The sequence below is a fragment of the Endozoicomonas sp. OPT23 genome (assembly GCF_009653635.1).
In the GTDB taxonomy this organism is placed as follows: Bacteria; Pseudomonadota; Gammaproteobacteria; order Pseudomonadales; family Endozoicomonadaceae; genus Endozoicomonas_A.
On sequence record NZ_PPFD01000003.1, the window covers coordinates 687,594 to 703,285 of the forward strand.

Below are 15,692 nucleotides of genomic sequence, written 5' to 3' on the forward strand. Positions count from 1 at the left end.
CCTATACTGAAGGAAAAAGTCTGACAGGTAACTTGCCATGCCCACAACTATTGGACCTTCGGGTACAAATCTTCCAGAAGACCCTAATGCCAGAAAAAACTCTATAGTCGTTGCCTTCAAAGGTTTCTTCAAACACCGTTCATTAAGAAAAGCATCAGATACTGAAAATAAGATTCCCGACCAGAATAAAAGCTATGGCATCGCCAAAGAAAAAATCACCAAACACTCTGTGGTGAGAGCAGCTGGCAGAGCCAATTCTCTTACTAAAAAAGAACGGCTTGTTTACAGCCTTCCCGTTCAGAAAGTTGAGATAGAGCCACACTCGAAGAGCGATAAGGTCAGCTCTTATAGGGTAACGGATCACCAGCTTGCTGAACTGAATGGGTCCACCAGTTTTGCCACTGCAATAGAACCGGAGCGCCCTATTTTCAATGAGTCAGGTCCTGCTCCTGAAGACATTCGACAGGCTGACAGCCGCTCAACCTGCCACCTACTGTCTGCACTGGCCTCTTACGCAGCGTCACCCACAGGTAAAGAACTATTAAAGGGTTCGATTCAAGTAACCGAATCAGGCGAAGCTTCAGTTACTTTTGAGGCAGATGGTATTGACCAGCAGGCAGTGTCTGTCTCAACAGATCGCTTACTTAGCAATAATGGTGAGGATATATTTTCATTTAGCAATAAAAGTGAGGCTCTCTGGCCAGGCCTTATTGAAAAAGCGTTTTCAGGGATGCGAACAAAACTCAGGTCTGATTTTCAGACAAGAATCAAATCTATGGAAGATGCCGGTAACTATGGAGAGGCGGCAAACCTTATTCCCCTGAGAGACAGATACACATCTTCAACAGGCAGTACCGCCGCCGATCATTCCGAGTTATTCAGTGCCATACAGTTTTTGCCGCCATTTCCTAAATGTAAGGCACCTGAGAACCTCAAACAGGATTTTAAATCGTCCGTTACTTTTGATAAGGAAGATCTGACAGATCCTGGCCAGTTAGAGCTATTAAAGACAAATATTGAGCTCGGAGTCCCCGTTATTCTTGGTACTCACGGAAAGATAAAAGGGGGAATTCAGGCTTTAAAAACTGGCACACCCAGTAACCATGCAGTTGCTGTGCTTGGACCTGCAGAACAACGAACAAAAGACGGTCACCATATTAAAGGGGTTATCATATATGACCCTTACGGAGAGTCTTTGGGCGGAGATAACTCTGAATCAAAAAGTCGCTCCAACTCCCTTGAGAGTTCACCAGAACAGCCTTCTCAACCAACTTCTTCAGAAAACGTACCCACTACGCTTCCAGATTCTTCAGACTCTCTACTCGAGAGTTATGATCTTGCTGAGGACGTTTTCGATGACATTGATATCGCGGACTATGGGTTTATTCTCCCGGAAGAAGGTCAAACACCGGAAATTTTTGATGATTTTATTAGTGTCGATAAAAACGAAGCCGTTACCGATTCGTATCTGAAAGGGTCTGGACGCGCCACACGTTTTTGCTCTTACAATGACCTGCATAAGTACTTTCGAAATGCGGCCACAGCCAAGGGTGGCTTACGCAGTACGTCCTGATGACAGGGAACTTTACTGCATTCAGTTTGTCTCAGTATCAGGATATTTCTGCAGGTTAAAGCTCTTATGGATGCAATGGATAGTTTGGCGGGCTCAGCAAATACGAGTATTCAGAGAAAACAATATAAAAAGAAGCCAGCTCAGCCGGGGCAGGATAAGTTTTCTACGGGTAAAACTACCAGCCTTTCCAAGGTGACTTTGTCTACCTTCAGACCCAGCTCTTCTTATGACACGACTCACCCTACCCGTGACAAAATCCTAGCTAGCCGTAAAAGTAAAAGAACGGAGGTTTCCCCCTTACCTTCCGAAGCACAACTACGAGCACTCCGTGAAGCAAAAAAACTAAAAGATGACCGTACACTTCTCTTAACTTCCACGCTTTCAGGCCTGCGCCCTATCCTCCCGGATCCGACGCAAGCTAAAGAAATGCTAGCGAAAGAACAGCCTGCTTCTAAAAAAGATGAGGCCATGCTTCTACAACAGGGTTTTAGCCCCGAAGCTGCTAACGATATTCTGAAAAAAATGCAGACGCTACAAAAAGAGCTGTCTGAAGCTCAGGCTCCTAAATAACCTTGTGTTCAAAACACGGAATTTGCTGTCGCACTCTCTCAATCTGAGCAAGATCCAACTCCACAGTCATTAACGATAGTTCCTCCCCTGCTTCTGCCAACACTTCTCCCCAAGGCGAAATAACCATGCTGTGTCCCCAGGTCTCTCTATTGTTTGGGTGAACCCCTCCTTGATTTGCCGCCAGAATAAAGCACTGTGTTTCAATAGCTCTGGCTCTTAATAGGGATTCCCAGTGAGCTTTTCCGGTTACTTTAGTAAAGGCAGAAGGAACGGTGATAATACCTGCGCCCTGATGACGAAGTTGCTGATACAGTTCTGGAAAACGAACGTCGTAGCAGATGCTGAGACCTGTTTTTGCAAAGCCCATATCGACAACCTGAACCTGCTTTCCTGCAGAGTAATCATCAGACTCTCTATAACGGCTGGTGTTGTCTGAGACATCAACATCAAACAGGTGAATCTTGTCGTATCGACAGACTTCCTTTCCTTCAGGGGAAAAAACAAAACAGGCTGCTTTGGGATTCTTATGTGATTCAGCGGTATATGGAATCGATCCAGCCACCAGCCAAGCAGACTCCTTACTCGCTGTGGTCGCAAGCCAGTCCCTAACCTCGGTCGTGTTGTTTCCAAGAGCAGGGATGTCACCACCAAACTGAGCAAAGCATTCTGGCAGAACTATTAGGTCAGCAGAACCATTGAGCCCGTGTAACAGTTGTTCAACCTGATGAAGGTTCTCACTGACATCAGGTCCTGAACACATCTGAACCACGGCTGCGGTGATTTTATTTTTCACTCTTGTTGGTCTCGGTTATGGCTGAAGGAATAATTGTAAAATGGTTGCAATGGATTACAAGAAAGCTATCGAAGTCTGCTTATTCCATAATCGTCTCAATGATAGAATCAAACAAAATTTACGAGCGCACGAATAAATACAATGTGTCTGATTTCATTCTCCTGGCAGCCTGAAGCCAAGTACCCGTTGGTGATGGTCGCCAATCGTGACGAATTTTATGCCCGTCCAACTGCACAGGTTCATTACTGGGAAGACAACCCCGATGTCCTCGGCGGTAGAGACCTTCAGGCAAACGGCAGCTGGCTGGCCATCAACAAAAAAGGACGTTTTGCTGCGGTAACCAATTACCGTGAAGTACCGATTATTCAGGGCGAGCTTTCCCGGGGCAATCTGGTTCGGGACTTTCTGGAAAATGGACAGTCGCCCGAAGAGTACTTGAGCATTATCCATAATCAGGCAGACATGTATTCAGGGTTTAACCTGCTGATTGGAGATAAAAACGGTATCTATTACTACTCCAACCGAATGAATGAGGTCGTCAAACTGAAACCCGGTGTTCACGCGCTTTGTAATCATCTTCTCGATACACCCTGGCCGAAACTGACTGCTGCAAAGCAGGGTTTGAGCTCTGCACTGGACTGTGACAACCACTGCCAGCCAGAGTCCCTGATTCAGATAATGAATAATGCCAGTCAGGCTTCTGAAGACTCTCTTCCCAGCACAGGTATATCCATTGAAAGAGAGAAGCTGCTATCCAGTCGCTTTATTGCCAGCAATGACTATGGAACACGAAATACCAGTGTATTGATTCTGAACGATCAGGGAGAACTCAACTGGCTGGAGCAGAACTATTCTGAGCAGGGTGTGAAGGGAGAACAACTGGAGTTCATTCTGAACTTCCCTATGATGACTCAATAAATGGTTTACTGAGCGTCTGAACCATCACGGTTCAATAGACGTTTGAAGTGGTCAGCAAAATCATTCTTGGGTTGCTGGCCTGCTTCTTCCACCTCTTCTGTTTCTTCCAGAACCAGCAGCCGCGACACTTGCTGATTGGTGACACCCAACAGCACATCCTTACCACCAACCCGCACAAGGCAGACTCTGGCCTGACTGGATAAAGGCGTATTAGCAAGCACCTGAACCCCTTTACCCATGCCCGGTGTGCCCGGATGAAACCGCTTCACCAGCCAGGCTAAGGCGAATATCAAGCCAATTACCATAGCCAATGGCAATAAAACCTGAGCAATACTGATTTCTGGCGTTTTGACACCTTCAGCGAAGGAGGGGAAAGAACTGCTGACTGCGAGTAAAAATAGTAGATTTCGATTCATAGTCCTGCAGCCTTGATAGAAGTATGTGTAGCTGGCTTCTGAATTCGTGTTTCTGGCTACTCGGGTAGCTCAAAAATCAACAGCTGTATCTTTCGACTATAAGGTTTGATTATTTATTAAACAACCGCTAACCCGGATATTGGGGCTAACAAACAGCCAGTGGAAAGCGATAACACATACGAAGCCTTCAATCAGGAATAGAATAATGAACTCAAACATTCCGGCGGTTCTAAAGAAGATTGAGCTTGCCTTGCTGGCTGAAGACTGGGACAAAATTTCCGAGATCGACAGCGAAGTTAAAGGCATTCTTGAATCCTACAGTAAACGCAACAATGTCTTGTCCAATGCAGAAATGGATCAATTTGATTTGTTGGGAAACAGCTATCAGCTGTTGATTGCCAGCTGCCAGCAGGAACAGGAAAAAATAGCGGACAGACTAAGAGTAAATCAGAAAATTAATAAGAAGATGAATGATTTAAAGGGCAGGTTAGATCCCTGAGTCAGGACTTTTCGCCAACCGTTTCTTTGACCCTGTCATTACTTTGAGTCAGCGTAATCTTTCCAACCGGCTTCCTTTGTTCTGACGGTTTATTCTGCGCCAGAATCAACAACATCTGCCGCAAACCCGCTTTTTCTGCACTCAGTTGACTCAATGAGTCTTCATAGCTTCGAGTGAATGCATCAACATGTCTCCGCTCTTTTTCAGTCATCTCCTGCAGCAATAGAAGGTAATCTGCTGACTGGCTTTCAGGCATTTCTCTCAGATGACTCTGACTCTCTCTATCAAGATCGAGCAAATGCTCAAGCTGCTCTTTATGCTTTTTGAGCTGCTGCCTTGTGGTCAGAACCTCACTGAGAGTCCGGTCAACTCTTTCCTGCTGTCCCTGAAGGCAGCTTTTCAACAGCTCGTATGAAGATCGCTTTTTGGATACTTGAGTCATAAGGCTTGCCAGCAGTAGTTGCTTACAAGCCTTATATCGACAGCTTCAGGGCTTTACTCAGTCAGTTTGCTCAACCCAGGTTTCAATTTCAGGCGCAAGAAATACATGCTCCAGAATCTCTGCTGCCCAGGGGTACTTCTCTGACATCTGGCGCAGAATACGAACCGACATTACCTGTGCTGCCGGAACTTCTCCCCAGACGGTTTTGCCCAGGCAGCGCCAGTGATCAGCCTGCATATGCTTGGGCTTCTTCTCGAAGTGAGTCAGCTGTTCTCTGCAGGTGTCGCAGGTCATCAGGCAGTGTTCAATGTCGGGTTCAGCCGGAACCGGAGCCACTTCATAAATCTTCAGGGAAACACCAGAAGCTTCACAGAGCTCACACTTGGAAGAAGCTCTGCGGGTAAGATCCTTTCCCAACAGGCTCAGTGCATTCTGCCGTTCCTGATGTTTCAGTAAACCTTTAGCCATGTATTACCTCCAGTAAATCAGCCATGAGCAAAAAAGTGCCACGATAAAAACTGCGGCAATGATACACCCTGGGAAGCAGATGTAATGATGACGGGAAATAAAAAAAGCTGCGGGCCAAGAGAGCAGGCGCGCAGCTGAATGTGAGAAAAGTCGTTGGGGGCGAATGTTTCTCACCCGATTCAACAAGTCGAACCGGTTGGGTAGGCACTATAAAATTCGTTAGTGTTACTTTTCAGCTCCAATGAAGTTATCCACAGACAGCTTGCCGGGGCCAAAAGCGACAACGCCAAGCAACAGCACACCCCAGAGGTAATGGAGGGTAAGAGCAGCAGGTGCAATTTCAGACAGGCTGATCACAGCAACAATATTGACAGCGGTCAGGCCCAGAGCACCCACTCGTCCAAACAGGCCGAAGGTCAAAAGAACCGGAAAGATCAGTTCACCAGCTGTACCCAGCCATGCAGCCAATGCAGGAGAAATGAGCGGCACTGCGTATTCGAGTTCAAACAGAAACAGTGTGGTTTCCCAGTCTTCAATCTTGGTCAGACCGGAAGCAAAAAAGACCCAGGCCACATAGAATCTGGCTGCCAGCAATAGTAATGGCTGTGAGTAATTCAACAGCTCGGAGGCACCTTGATTGGCTCTGAAAATGGCGGGGCTGGTAGCGTTCATAATGATATCCCTGAAAGTTGTGTCTCTTGTTCTGTGAATGGTTCTGTGCACAACGGCTCAAAGCCTGTAATTAAGTGGCTTTCAATGGCCCCCGGGAGCCACTGTTCAAAAGTAAAATGATGTTCGGTCTGTGATTTTTCAGACTGTGACTGCTCGAATCGTGTTTGCTCAAGCTGACTCAGTGCCTGCTCTAGCGATTGCTTATCTGACAAGTAACCAAGCCAGAGGTGTTCTTCTGAGCTTATAGCTCTCACCTGCACGTGCCAGTGCTGGCGCCAGAGTAAAACGACTTGTCCCTGACACTGTTGAAGCTTTTCTTTTGCTGCTTCCAAAAACTCTGTCCGGTCTTTTTCCGGCAGATTGTGTGCTAACCAGATATCGACGACAGGAAAGTTCGATTCAAATATTTGTGCTGTCGGATTAACCAACAAGGTTCCGAGCGCTGCGTCATCGCTGGCCAATAACTGATAAGACTCAGCGTTCAGTTGATAGTCTTCCGCTCTTTCTGCCTGATGGTGTAACCAGTCCAGTTTTGCGCAATCACTGATATAGGGAAGCTCAGCGCTGACCTCATGACCTTTCAGCCAGTCTGATAACCCTTCTCCCCACTCTCCCCAGTCGCCAACCTGTGGCAGGGAAGTTTGCAGGAATTCCGAGCAAATCAGTTTGAAGGCTTCATTACCCAACAGCTGTGCAACAACCGGAAAGCTTATCTCCAGAGCTCTTGTGGCATTGGCTTTCAGATTTCTCTGATAGGCTTTCAGGCCTTTCAGCTCAAATTCAGAAACCGGACCACGTTCAGTGATGGCGGCCAGCAGGCTGTTCTGTTCTTCGCTGTTGCAGTTGCTATTACAAATCATCACAGGTTTTCCTCTTTGCTCTGGAAAACTCTGGCAGCAATCGTTCTGGCTTTTTCTGCTTCACCAATCAGTACAAACCATTCAGGTAAATCTGTGTCCCACTCAATCAGGGTCGGGGTTGAGCCGAAGTGTTTGAGTGCTTTCTCATAAGCATCCCAGACAATATCTGAAACCATTTGGCTATGGTCGTCGACCATAATCTCACCTGCCGGTACTGTCGTGCATCCAGCCAGATGAATCTCGCCAACAATGTTGGACGGCATACTGTAAATCCACTGAGCTATTTCTCCGGAGATATCAGCTGAGCCGGTATTAATAGCGTTTACAGCAAGATTATTGATATCCACCAGCAGACGACAATCGGTTCGTTTTGCCAGTTCGGTCAAAAATTCAGTTTCCGTTAAGGTACTGCCTTTCGGTTCAAGGTACGCCGACAGATTTTCAACCAGTATCTGACGTTGAAGTTTTTCCTGAACGCGATTGATATTGTCAGTCATGGTTTGCAGAGACTGTTCATTAAAGGCAACAGGCAACAGATCTCCACCATGATGCAATTGATTGCCAAGCTCTCCCCAGGCAAAAGCAGCATGGTCAGACACCATAACCGGGGATACCTTGTTGGCCAGCTGGTGCAATGAATTCAGATGCTGCTCTGATATTCCTGCGGCTGAACCCAAGCCCAGTGACGTACCATGAAGGCTGACTGGATAGAGTTCTGACACCTCTCTCAGCAGAGCGGGCAAAGCTCCACCTTTTGCAAAGAAGTTCTCGGAATGGACCTCGATAAAGTCGAGGTCTGCCGGAGTTTCCAGCGCTTGCTGATAGTGGCCATGTCGCAGACCGACACCAACAGGGGTTCGCTTATCAACTGCAGTCTTTTCAGTATTGAAAAAAGACATAGTGTTCACTCCGGCTTATTCTTCGCTTTTACTGAGTAATAGCTATCAGGCTTTCTTGGTTTCTTTTTCCCAAAGCTTCTTGGCTTCTGCTTTGTCGTAACCGCCCAATGTTTCACAGGTACCTTTCTTTACTGCTTTCCATTCACCAATATCGTTATCACTTTTGGATTGACCTGCACAGGAGTGAGTACCAGCCAGGTTGGCGCAGTCATTTTGACCAGCCTTGGCAACGCCGTAGCATTTTTCTTTAGAAGCAGCCTGAGCAGAGGAAACAGCACCTACAGACAGGGCAGCAGCAAAACCAGCGCAGATAAGGGCCTTCTTGTTCATCGGTCTAAGTCCTTTGATATATGTTGTTTAGTGTTTGTCAGGAGGCAGCAGTCAGATGTTTGTCCAGCCAGCGGCTCAGTGCCTGTTCTGGCTGTGCTCCGGATATCTGGTCGACAGCTTTACCTTTATGCAACAGAACCAGAGTTGGAATACCTCTGATGCCGAACTGACCGGCCAGTTGTTGCAAATCATCAACATTGGCTTTAGTTGTAGTCAGTTGCTGCTGGTAATCAGCGGCTACTTTTTCCAGCACTGGTGACATCATTTTGCAGGGTCCACACCACGGGGCCCAGAAATCGACCAGCGTCCAATCAGACTCTTCACTGATTTGCTGAAAGTGGCTACTGTCTTTTATATCCAGAACACTCATCTTGCTCTCTCTTCACTCATATACTTGTGAACTGACAGTATGGATTCACACTGCCACGATCTTTTTTCTTCTTTACCGTTCGCTTAATTGCTTGACAGTAAGTTGACTGATTTCAGGCCAGGCTTCATCAGCTGATTCAACATAACCAGGAACATCTGTCAGCCATTTGGTCTGAACATTTTTGTTGAGATTCAGGTAAAGCTTGCCGTCAACCACCTTCCAGGCATTTGGATCACCATCAAACTTTTTCTCAACTGATGCACCAAAGGCACAGTAACCACCGTATTGAGGCGCATACCTGGCTGGATCTGCTCTGAACGTGTCGCGGTTATCTGCAGATGCAAATTTGAAAATGGCGTTTTTGTAAGTCGCGGTGTATTCGAAAGTACCTTCTGTTGGTTTGCCCACTGTGAAGTAACTCACTGGGTCATAACCGTGCAGAGCAACATCGTTGCTGTCTGCATTGACATCTATATCAGCAGCAAACAGAGTGCCGGATACAGCCAGTGCCGAGGCAGCAATCAGTGTTTTGAATGATTTTTTCAAGAGGGTCATTTTATTCTCCACGCTTTTTGAAAGTCAGTTCTTAAAGTGAGCTCAGGAGCTCCCTTGCCCCCCGCTTATGAAGAAATATAAATGCATCTATGAGATGATTTGACTGATTCAGTCTCGACTTTGGAACAAATCGTCCCATGGACCAACTTTCTTCCGTATTAAGCCGCTTTTCTATCTCGGCTGGAGTCTTCTACTCCGGCCAGCTCTGCGGTCTTTCCTCTTTCGAAGAGCCCAACGCCCGCATAGGACACATCCATTTATTAAAGAAGGGAACACTGAAGATTCTGGAGCGAGGAAAACCTGATAAAGTTTTTTCTGAACCAACCTTGTTGTTCTATCCCAGACCCACACAGCACCGCATCATGGCTGAAGACGCAGATAATACAGAGATTGTCTGTGCTGAAGTTCACTATGGCTCTGGGCCAACCAACCCTCTGGCCAGCTCCATGCCGGATATGGTTTCTATTCCTCTGGCCAGAGCAGGCAGACTGCAGTCGACCATCGACTGGTTGTTTGAAGAAGCTTTTTCAAAACACAGTGCCCGACAGATTATTATGGATAGGCTGTGTGAAATTATGATTATCCAGCTTTTACGACACCTGATGTCTTCTGGCGATATCAACGGAGGTTTGCTGGCAGGCCTCTCTGACCCGAAACTCGCGCAGGCTCTGGACGTTATTCACAACCAACCTGAACATAACTGGTCTCTGGTCGAACTGTCAGAAAAAGCAATGATGTCCCGCTCACGGTTTGCAGAGCACTTTAAAAAGGTCATTGGCATTACACCCAACGACTACCTGTCAGGGTGGCGGGTCGAAATAGCTAAGGGGCTGCTGAAACAGGATAAACCTGTCGGCTGGGTAGCCAATGAGGTAGGTTATGAAAATGCCTCGGCACTCGCTCGTGTGTTCAGAAGTCGAACCGGGATGTCACCCAAAGAGTGGCTAGGTAACCAGCAGAATATCGACTGATTTCAGAAGCAAAGCCTTCGGTACAAGTGTATGACCCAAACAGTAAAAGAATTCAATTTCAAAACTATACTGCTGCTACTTTCTTTATTGATAGCAGCGACTCCGGTTTTATCCAAAAGGCTTGCCCCCGAAAAAGTCGCCAGTGTGTTTTTTGAAAATATACAGTATCAGGTCATTCATATGGGGTGGCAAAACGGTACCGGTCAGAATGGTGGCTATCTGGAAGCCAGAGATACAATGACAGGGCATCGACTTTGGGGCGAATTGGTTTATCAACCTGAAAGAGACTCAAAGCTGGAAGGCGACGTTCAGGATGTGTTTATAAAACAACTGTCACTTGATTCCGGTTCCCGAAAGCTCTTTGTTATTAATGAGCGCAACGAACTCTACTCTATCAATATCGACAATCAGGAAATAAAGAAGCTCTCTGGAGATTAAGGAGATCAAAGCCGTGAATATTAAGCGTATTTCCAGCCCGAACTGTGATCACATAGAAATTCCTGTGGAATACCTTGTACTTCACTATACGGCTGTAGACCTTCAGGAAACTTTGCAGATTTTCACAACAGAAGGCGGTGTCTCGGCTCATCTGGTGATTGATGTTGATGGTACTGCTCATGAACTGGTCGATTGCCTGCAAGGTAAGGCGCACAGAGCATGGCATGCGGGAGTCAGTCGATGGCACGAGCGAGAAGCTTTTAATGACTTTGCGATTGGCATCGAGCTAGTGAATTACAACGGCAATATCTTCCCTTATACCGATGCTCAATACGACTCCCTGTTTGAAATCGTTCAACAATTGCAGGCACTTTATCCTGCTTTAAATGACCCTGAACGTATTCTGGGCCATGAGCAGATAGCAGGCTTTAGAGGTAAGGCAGATCCGGGCATCTGTTTTGACTGGCATCGTTTTTATCAGCATGTCTGTCCCAACCAGATGTACCCAGCCAGACACTCAATCTGTTCAAAGGAACTCCAACAGCAACTGCTTGAACAGGCCGGCAAAGCTCCCGAGACAGAAGAGGAAAGGTCAGCATTCTGGAAAAAGCTCAGTCAGTTCACTGAAGAGCGTTCTAGCAGAGCGACCTAACAGCCAGTGAATCCAGAAATATCAGTGAAGTATTTCTCTCTCATCCGCTTCTTCAAGGCCATCAAGCAATGCTTCGAGAACAACCTTCAAGGTATCAATGTCTTTGTTTAATTCGTAATGACGAATCATTGCCACCATAGCCTGAGCCAGAGGGAAGCAACGCAGGTGATCTTTAAGGTCAGCAGGTTGCAATGATTTACCGGTATTCTCAACAAAGTAATTAGCACCGGCAGCAGTACCTTTATGAGCTGCTTCAACCAGACCTCTTAACTGATCCATATCTTCAAGGTCATGAAAGCCGAATAACATTTCTGCCAGATTCTCTAGGAAACTGTCCTGAAGATGTGTCGTCATTACTCTCACCTCATTTATTGATAGAGCGCAGGGTAATGGCATCCCCGTTCTGCGACTATTCGTAGCTGACACGCAGATATTGGTAATTCTGGTGTCTCAGGGTTGATTAATCCTGTCTTGAGGATGAGAATTGGCAGACTGTTGTCGATTTTTCTGTGCAAAACACCGGATTTACAGAATCACACACCGAATAACGATTCTATTGTGGTAAGACCTGCAAGTATTATTCACCTGTTCCTGTACCTCTGTTAGCCAATCACGAAGCGACTTGCCGGTATCTCACGATATCTGACACGGCAAATTCGTAGTAAAAAGACAGTTACTAAAAGTCCCCACAGTTACACAGATGATGAACTCTGTTTCATATGCCTGTATTTGCTGTACTCCAAGAGTAAGCAGACGTACGAATTCATTCTTCATTTATCCGCCTGCGGCGAGTAAATAACGGGATATTCGACTACGTGTGTCTACACACTTAAAACCAAACACGGAGGAACTCATTTTTTATCATTGATGCGTGATGAGAAGAGTTTCTTAAAGAACGACAAATACCGCCACAGTAATCAAATTATTTGCATGGCCGTATTTCAAAAGAAAAAGAGTAGGTAAGCAGTATGATTATTAGAAAAGCGCAAGAAATTGACATGGGTTCCATTGCAACACTTTGCCGGGAATCCTTGTTGAAAGCCTACGATAATATGATTGATCCCGATCGAGTTATGCCCTGGTCTGAAGGCGATGATGTCGAAAAGTATGTGCGTGGCAACTGGCCCTGCATGCTGGTCGCCTGGCAGGATGACAAGCTGGCTGGTCTGGTTGCAAAAACAAAGAACCATATCGATGTTATCTGGGTAAATGAAGAGTTCCGTCAGCAGGGCACAGGTAAAGAATTACTGGCTGAAGCTGAGCGCCGTCTGGCCAAGCGCTACCCTGAACTGACTGTTGAATGTATTGATAAAGAAACCATCCGTTTCTTCGAAAAACGCGGCTACACAATGCAACGCGAATTCACCGACGGCATGACCGGTGTGAACAAGACCATTATGGGTCGTTCTCTTCTTCAAGAGAGCAACCAGGAAGAGCTGCTGGACAAGATTGCCTGACCCCGCATTAAAGAATGAACCGTGATAGCGAGGTACCTTTCTCACGACAGCCTCGCTAAAGCTGGTTCAATACTCCCCATAAAACTATAATCCGCGCCAGTACTCGTCTTAGACTTCTGGACACACCTTCCTATGACACTAAAAACCCTGCGCCTGAACAAGCGCGCTGATCGTCGCCTGAAAGCTGGCCACTTGTGGATTTACAGTAATGAGGTAGACACAAAAGCCTCTCCTCTGAAGTCTTTTGAAGTCGGTGAACTGATTCAGATAGAGAGCGCCGAAGGTAAACCTCTGGGCTCAGGCTATATCAACCCTAACAGCTTGATTTGTGGCCGTCTGGTCAGCCGTGACAGCAAGTATGTTCTGGACAAGTCTCTACTGGTTCACCGTATCAAGGTGGCTCTCAGCCTGCGCGAAGCCTTGTACGATTCCAAATGCTACCGTCTGGTGTTTGGCGACAGTGATGGTCTGCCTGGTTTGGTGGTTGATCGTTTCAATGATGTTCTGGTTGCCCAGATGTCCACTGCCGGCATGGAAGCGGTAAAGGATGAAATCGTTGAAGCTCTGGTTAAAGTGCTGAATCCAAAAGGCATTCTGTTGAAAAACGATGGCACAGGCCGTCGTCTTGAAAGCCTGCCCGAATACGTTGAAGTGGCTTACGGTGAAGTGCCGGACCGTGTTGAGCTGGAAGAGAACGGCGTTAAGTTCCTGGCTCCGGTAATGAAAGGCCAGAAGACTGGCTGGTTCTACGACCACCGCCTGAACCGTGACCGCCTGCGTCACTATGTTAAAGGCAAGCGTGTTCTGGATGTATTCAGTTACGTTGGTGGCTGGGGCGTTCAGTGTGCAGCCTTTGGTGCTGAAGAAGTCATCTGTGTAGATGCTTCAGAACAGGCTACCGAATGGGTACACGACAATGCTGAACTGAATGGTGTTGCCGAGAAGGTCGGTACAATTCATGGTGACGCTTTTGCTGCCCTGAAAGGCCTGCGTGATGAAGGTCAGAAATTTGATGTGGTGATCGTTGATCCACCAGCGTTTATCAAAAAACGTAAAGACACCAAGGCTGGCGAACAGGCTTACCGTCGAATCAATGAACTGGCCATGCGACTACTGGAAAAAGATGGCATTCTGGTGTCTTGCTCCTGTTCCATGCATCTTCAAAACGAAGTGCTGTTTGATGTTCTGCGCTCAGGAAGCCGTCACATTGACCGCAACCTGCAGATTATTGAACAGGGTCATCAGGGACCGGATCATCCGATTCTTCCGGCTATTCCCGAAACATCGTACATCAAGGCAATTATTGCTCGTGTAACTCGAGTATAAGTGCAGACAAGCCAGTTCTCATATTTAGCGTGGGAACTGGCTTTCCAGTTACTGTTGTTTTAACGCAGGCTGATAACAGGCCAACCCTGTTCTTTAGCAAATGCAGTCAACTCAGGATCAGCATCCACGGCAAAAGAATGTTCTGCCTCTTTTAACAGTGGAATATCGTTTCTGGAATCACTGTAGAAATAGCTGCCTGCCATTGAGTGCTCAGGGTTCTCTGCCAGCCACTCGTTCAAACGAGTCACCTTGCCTTCCTGATACGTCGGTGTGCCCACTGATTTGCCAGTGTAACGATCACCGTCTATTTCCAGTTCAACGGCCAGCATGGAATCTACACCCAGCTTCTTTGCAATCGGCTCTGTCACAAAGCGACTGGTCGCAGTGATGATGAGCAGATAGTCACCCTGATCACGATGCTTTTTCAACAGCGCTTTGGCTTTATCCAGCATGATGGGCTCAATAACTTGTGCCATAAACTTGTTATGTTTTTCAGCCAGTTCGGACAGGGTGTATTTGGTCAAAGGTTCGAGAGCGAACGCCAGATACTCAGACAACACCATGGTTCCCGCTTCGTACTGTTGATAGAAGCGGTCGTTCCCTTCACGGAAAAAGTCGGCGTCCACCATTCCTTCATCAACCATGAACTGCCCCCACAGGTAATCACTGTCACCTGCGATCAGGGTATTATCGAGATCGAAAATTGCCAGAGCCACAAAACCTCTCCTAGACTGACGACGAAAATTATTGGTTTTATCAGGCGGTCATTCTAGACAGGTTCGACACTGGTTTGAACATAAATACCAATTCTGAAAGTCTTCTAGAGCAGTTATTAAAGCAAGATTTATAGCCAATCTATAAAAACCGTCTTCCAAATCAACAAAAGTGGCATCTTGTTTGCTGTGCTGTTGCCGTTTATGAAACAATGCAAACAAGAATTAATTTAAGGTAGCCGCACGCGTGATTGATACAGATGGATTCAGACCCAATGTGGGCATAATCCTCGCTAATCAACACGGACAGGTACTCTGGGCGCGGCGCATCAGACAGGAGGCATGGCAGTTTCCACAGGGTGGCATCAACGATGATGAGAGCCCTGAAGAAGCCATGTATCGCGAGCTGTATGAGGAGATCGGACTCCAGCCGGAAGATGTGAAAATTCTGGCATGCACCCGTGGCTGGTTGCGTTATCGTTTACCCAGAAGACTGGTTCGAAAAGATCAGTATCCTCTCTGCATCGGTCAGAAACAGAAATGGTTTCTGCTACAGCTGATGAGCGATGAAGATCGGGTTAGTATGGATCATACAGGGTCGCCGGAGTTTGATGGCTGGCGATGGGTTAGCTACTGGTACCCTCTGGGTCAGGTAGTGTCATTTAAAAGGGAAGTATATCGCAGGGCCTTGCGTGAGCTGGCACCAAGAATTGGTCGCCTGCAGGCAGATAACCCCTGAGCCCTGAAACAGCAATGAGTGTTTAGCCGCC

Annotated in this window: 22 protein-coding genes; 10 read left to right on the forward strand and 12 right to left on the reverse strand. The window is 46.9% G+C overall.

All coding sequences use genetic code 11. The annotated features are described in order from the left end of the window. Positions 1–37 precede the first annotated feature (37 nt). Positions 38–1,573: a C2 family cysteine protease gene (locus tag EOPP23_RS08930; protein WP_153765599.1), complete on the forward strand. Its 1,536-nt coding sequence runs from the start codon at positions 38–40 to the stop codon at positions 1,571–1,573. Between the two features lie 66 nt (positions 1,574–1,639). After that, a complete protein-coding gene (locus EOPP23_RS08935; RefSeq protein ID WP_153765600.1) occupies positions 1,640–2,143 on the forward strand; it encodes a hypothetical protein in 504 nt (167 codons plus the stop codon). Here the strand turns inward: EOPP23_RS08935 and EOPP23_RS08940 are convergent. Continuing rightward, on the reverse strand, positions 2,136–2,936 hold the full coding sequence (locus EOPP23_RS08940) for a carbon-nitrogen hydrolase family protein (protein ID WP_370514725.1): 801 nt from the start codon (positions 2,934–2,936) through the stop codon (positions 2,136–2,138). The genes EOPP23_RS08935 and EOPP23_RS08940 overlap by 8 nt on opposite strands. Before the next feature lie 141 nt (positions 2,937–3,077). Between EOPP23_RS08940 and EOPP23_RS08945 the strand changes: the two genes are divergently transcribed. Continuing rightward, the gene (locus tag EOPP23_RS08945; RefSeq protein ID WP_153765601.1) at positions 3,078–3,854 is read left to right on the forward strand and encodes an NRDE family protein; all 777 of its coding nucleotides are present in this window, start codon (positions 3,078–3,080) and stop codon (positions 3,852–3,854) included. Positions 3,855–3,859: 5 nt separating this feature from the next. Here EOPP23_RS08945 and fliO read toward each other — a convergent pair whose 3' ends face one another. Beyond that, on the reverse strand, positions 3,860–4,270 hold the full coding sequence (fliO, locus tag EOPP23_RS08950) for a flagellar biosynthetic protein FliO (protein ID WP_153765602.1): 411 nt from the start codon (positions 4,268–4,270) through the stop codon (positions 3,860–3,862). Between the two features lie 205 nt (positions 4,271–4,475). On the opposite strand from fliO, the gene EOPP23_RS08955 reads away from it, so the two are divergent. Then, the gene (locus tag EOPP23_RS08955) at positions 4,476–4,769 is read left to right on the forward strand and encodes a hypothetical protein (RefSeq protein WP_153765603.1); all 294 of its coding nucleotides are present in this window, start codon (positions 4,476–4,478) and stop codon (positions 4,767–4,769) included. Position 4,770: 1 nt separating this feature from the next. On the opposite strand, the gene EOPP23_RS08960 is transcribed toward EOPP23_RS08955, so the two are convergent. The 8 genes from EOPP23_RS08960 to EOPP23_RS08995 all read right to left on the reverse strand — a co-directional run bounded on the left by EOPP23_RS08960 (position 4,771) and on the right by EOPP23_RS08995 (position 9,365). Beyond that, positions 4,771–5,211 carry a hypothetical protein gene (locus EOPP23_RS08960; RefSeq protein ID WP_153765604.1) on the reverse strand — a complete coding sequence of 147 codons (441 nt, stop codon included), beginning with the start codon at positions 5,209–5,211 and terminating at the stop codon, positions 4,771–4,773. 57 nt (positions 5,212–5,268) lie between these two features. Then, on the reverse strand, positions 5,269–5,679 hold the full coding sequence (locus EOPP23_RS08965) for a phnA protein (protein ID WP_153765605.1): 411 nt from the start codon (positions 5,677–5,679) through the stop codon (positions 5,269–5,271). A 225-nt stretch (positions 5,680–5,904) separates the two neighbouring features. Further along, the gene (locus tag EOPP23_RS08970) at positions 5,905–6,351 is read right to left on the reverse strand and encodes a DoxX family protein (RefSeq protein ID WP_153765606.1); all 447 of its coding nucleotides are present in this window, start codon (positions 6,349–6,351) and stop codon (positions 5,905–5,907) included. Continuing rightward, entirely contained in the window at positions 6,348–7,211 is an 864-nt protein-coding gene (locus tag EOPP23_RS08975; RefSeq protein WP_153765607.1) for a DNA-binding domain-containing protein, read from the reverse strand. The genes EOPP23_RS08970 and EOPP23_RS08975 overlap by 4 nt, the downstream gene beginning before the upstream one ends. Further along, positions 7,211–8,110, reverse strand: coding sequence for a DUF692 family multinuclear iron-containing protein (locus tag EOPP23_RS08980; protein ID WP_153765608.1), 900 nt, complete (start codon positions 8,108–8,110; stop codon positions 7,211–7,213). Before EOPP23_RS08980 ends, EOPP23_RS08975 begins: the two co-directional genes overlap by 1 nt. Before the next feature lie 45 nt (positions 8,111–8,155). After that, positions 8,156–8,440: a DUF2282 domain-containing protein gene (locus EOPP23_RS08985; protein ID WP_153765609.1), complete on the reverse strand. Its 285-nt coding sequence runs from the start codon at positions 8,438–8,440 to the stop codon at positions 8,156–8,158. Between the two features lie 37 nt (positions 8,441–8,477). Continuing rightward, on the reverse strand, positions 8,478–8,810 hold the full coding sequence (gene trxA, locus EOPP23_RS08990; protein WP_153765610.1) for a thioredoxin: 333 nt from the start codon (positions 8,808–8,810) through the stop codon (positions 8,478–8,480). Between the two features lie 72 nt (positions 8,811–8,882). Continuing rightward, positions 8,883–9,365, reverse strand: a complete 483-nt coding sequence (locus tag EOPP23_RS08995; RefSeq protein ID WP_153765611.1) for a YHS domain-containing (seleno)protein — start codon at positions 9,363–9,365, stop codon at positions 8,883–8,885. A 137-nt stretch (positions 9,366–9,502) separates the two neighbouring features. Between EOPP23_RS08995 and EOPP23_RS09000 the strand changes: the two genes are divergently transcribed. Genes EOPP23_RS09000 through EOPP23_RS09010 form a run of 3 tightly spaced genes read left to right on the forward strand, consistent with a single transcriptional unit; the run spans position 9,503 to position 11,426 of the window. Continuing rightward, positions 9,503–10,336 carry an AraC family transcriptional regulator gene (locus EOPP23_RS09000; protein ID WP_153765612.1) on the forward strand — a complete coding sequence of 278 codons (834 nt, stop codon included), beginning with the start codon at positions 9,503–9,505 and terminating at the stop codon, positions 10,334–10,336. Positions 10,337–10,366: 30 nt separating this feature from the next. Next, a complete protein-coding gene (locus EOPP23_RS21335; RefSeq protein ID WP_194842551.1) occupies positions 10,367–10,774 on the forward strand; it encodes a hypothetical protein in 408 nt (135 codons plus the stop codon). 13 nt (positions 10,775–10,787) lie between these two features. After that, positions 10,788–11,426 carry an N-acetylmuramoyl-L-alanine amidase gene (locus EOPP23_RS09010; protein WP_370514726.1) on the forward strand — a complete coding sequence of 213 codons (639 nt, stop codon included), beginning with the start codon at positions 10,788–10,790 and terminating at the stop codon, positions 11,424–11,426. Positions 11,427–11,447: 21 nt separating this feature from the next. Here the strand turns inward: EOPP23_RS09010 and EOPP23_RS09015 are convergent, their stop codons facing one another. Further along, entirely contained in the window at positions 11,448–11,780 is a 333-nt protein-coding gene (locus EOPP23_RS09015) for a hypothetical protein (RefSeq protein WP_153765615.1), read from the reverse strand. A 614-nt stretch (positions 11,781–12,394) separates the two neighbouring features. Here EOPP23_RS09015 and EOPP23_RS09020 point away from each other — a divergent pair. Next, positions 12,395–12,883 carry a GNAT family N-acetyltransferase gene (locus EOPP23_RS09020; RefSeq protein ID WP_153765616.1) on the forward strand — a complete coding sequence of 163 codons (489 nt, stop codon included), beginning with the start codon at positions 12,395–12,397 and terminating at the stop codon, positions 12,881–12,883. A gap of 132 nt (positions 12,884–13,015) precedes the next feature. Beyond that, entirely contained in the window at positions 13,016–14,209 is a 1,194-nt protein-coding gene (locus EOPP23_RS09025; RefSeq protein ID WP_153765617.1) for a class I SAM-dependent rRNA methyltransferase, read from the forward strand. 59 nt (positions 14,210–14,268) lie between these two features. On the opposite strand, the gene EOPP23_RS09030 is transcribed toward EOPP23_RS09025, so the two are convergent. Beyond that, the gene (locus EOPP23_RS09030) at positions 14,269–14,925 is read right to left on the reverse strand and encodes an HAD family hydrolase (RefSeq protein WP_370514727.1); all 657 of its coding nucleotides are present in this window, start codon (positions 14,923–14,925) and stop codon (positions 14,269–14,271) included. A 244-nt stretch (positions 14,926–15,169) separates the two neighbouring features. Between EOPP23_RS09030 and rppH the strand changes: the two genes are divergently transcribed. Then, positions 15,170–15,661: an RNA pyrophosphohydrolase gene (rppH, locus tag EOPP23_RS09035; RefSeq protein ID WP_370514728.1), complete on the forward strand. Its 492-nt coding sequence runs from the start codon at positions 15,170–15,172 to the stop codon at positions 15,659–15,661. Positions 15,662–15,692 lie beyond the last annotated feature (31 nt).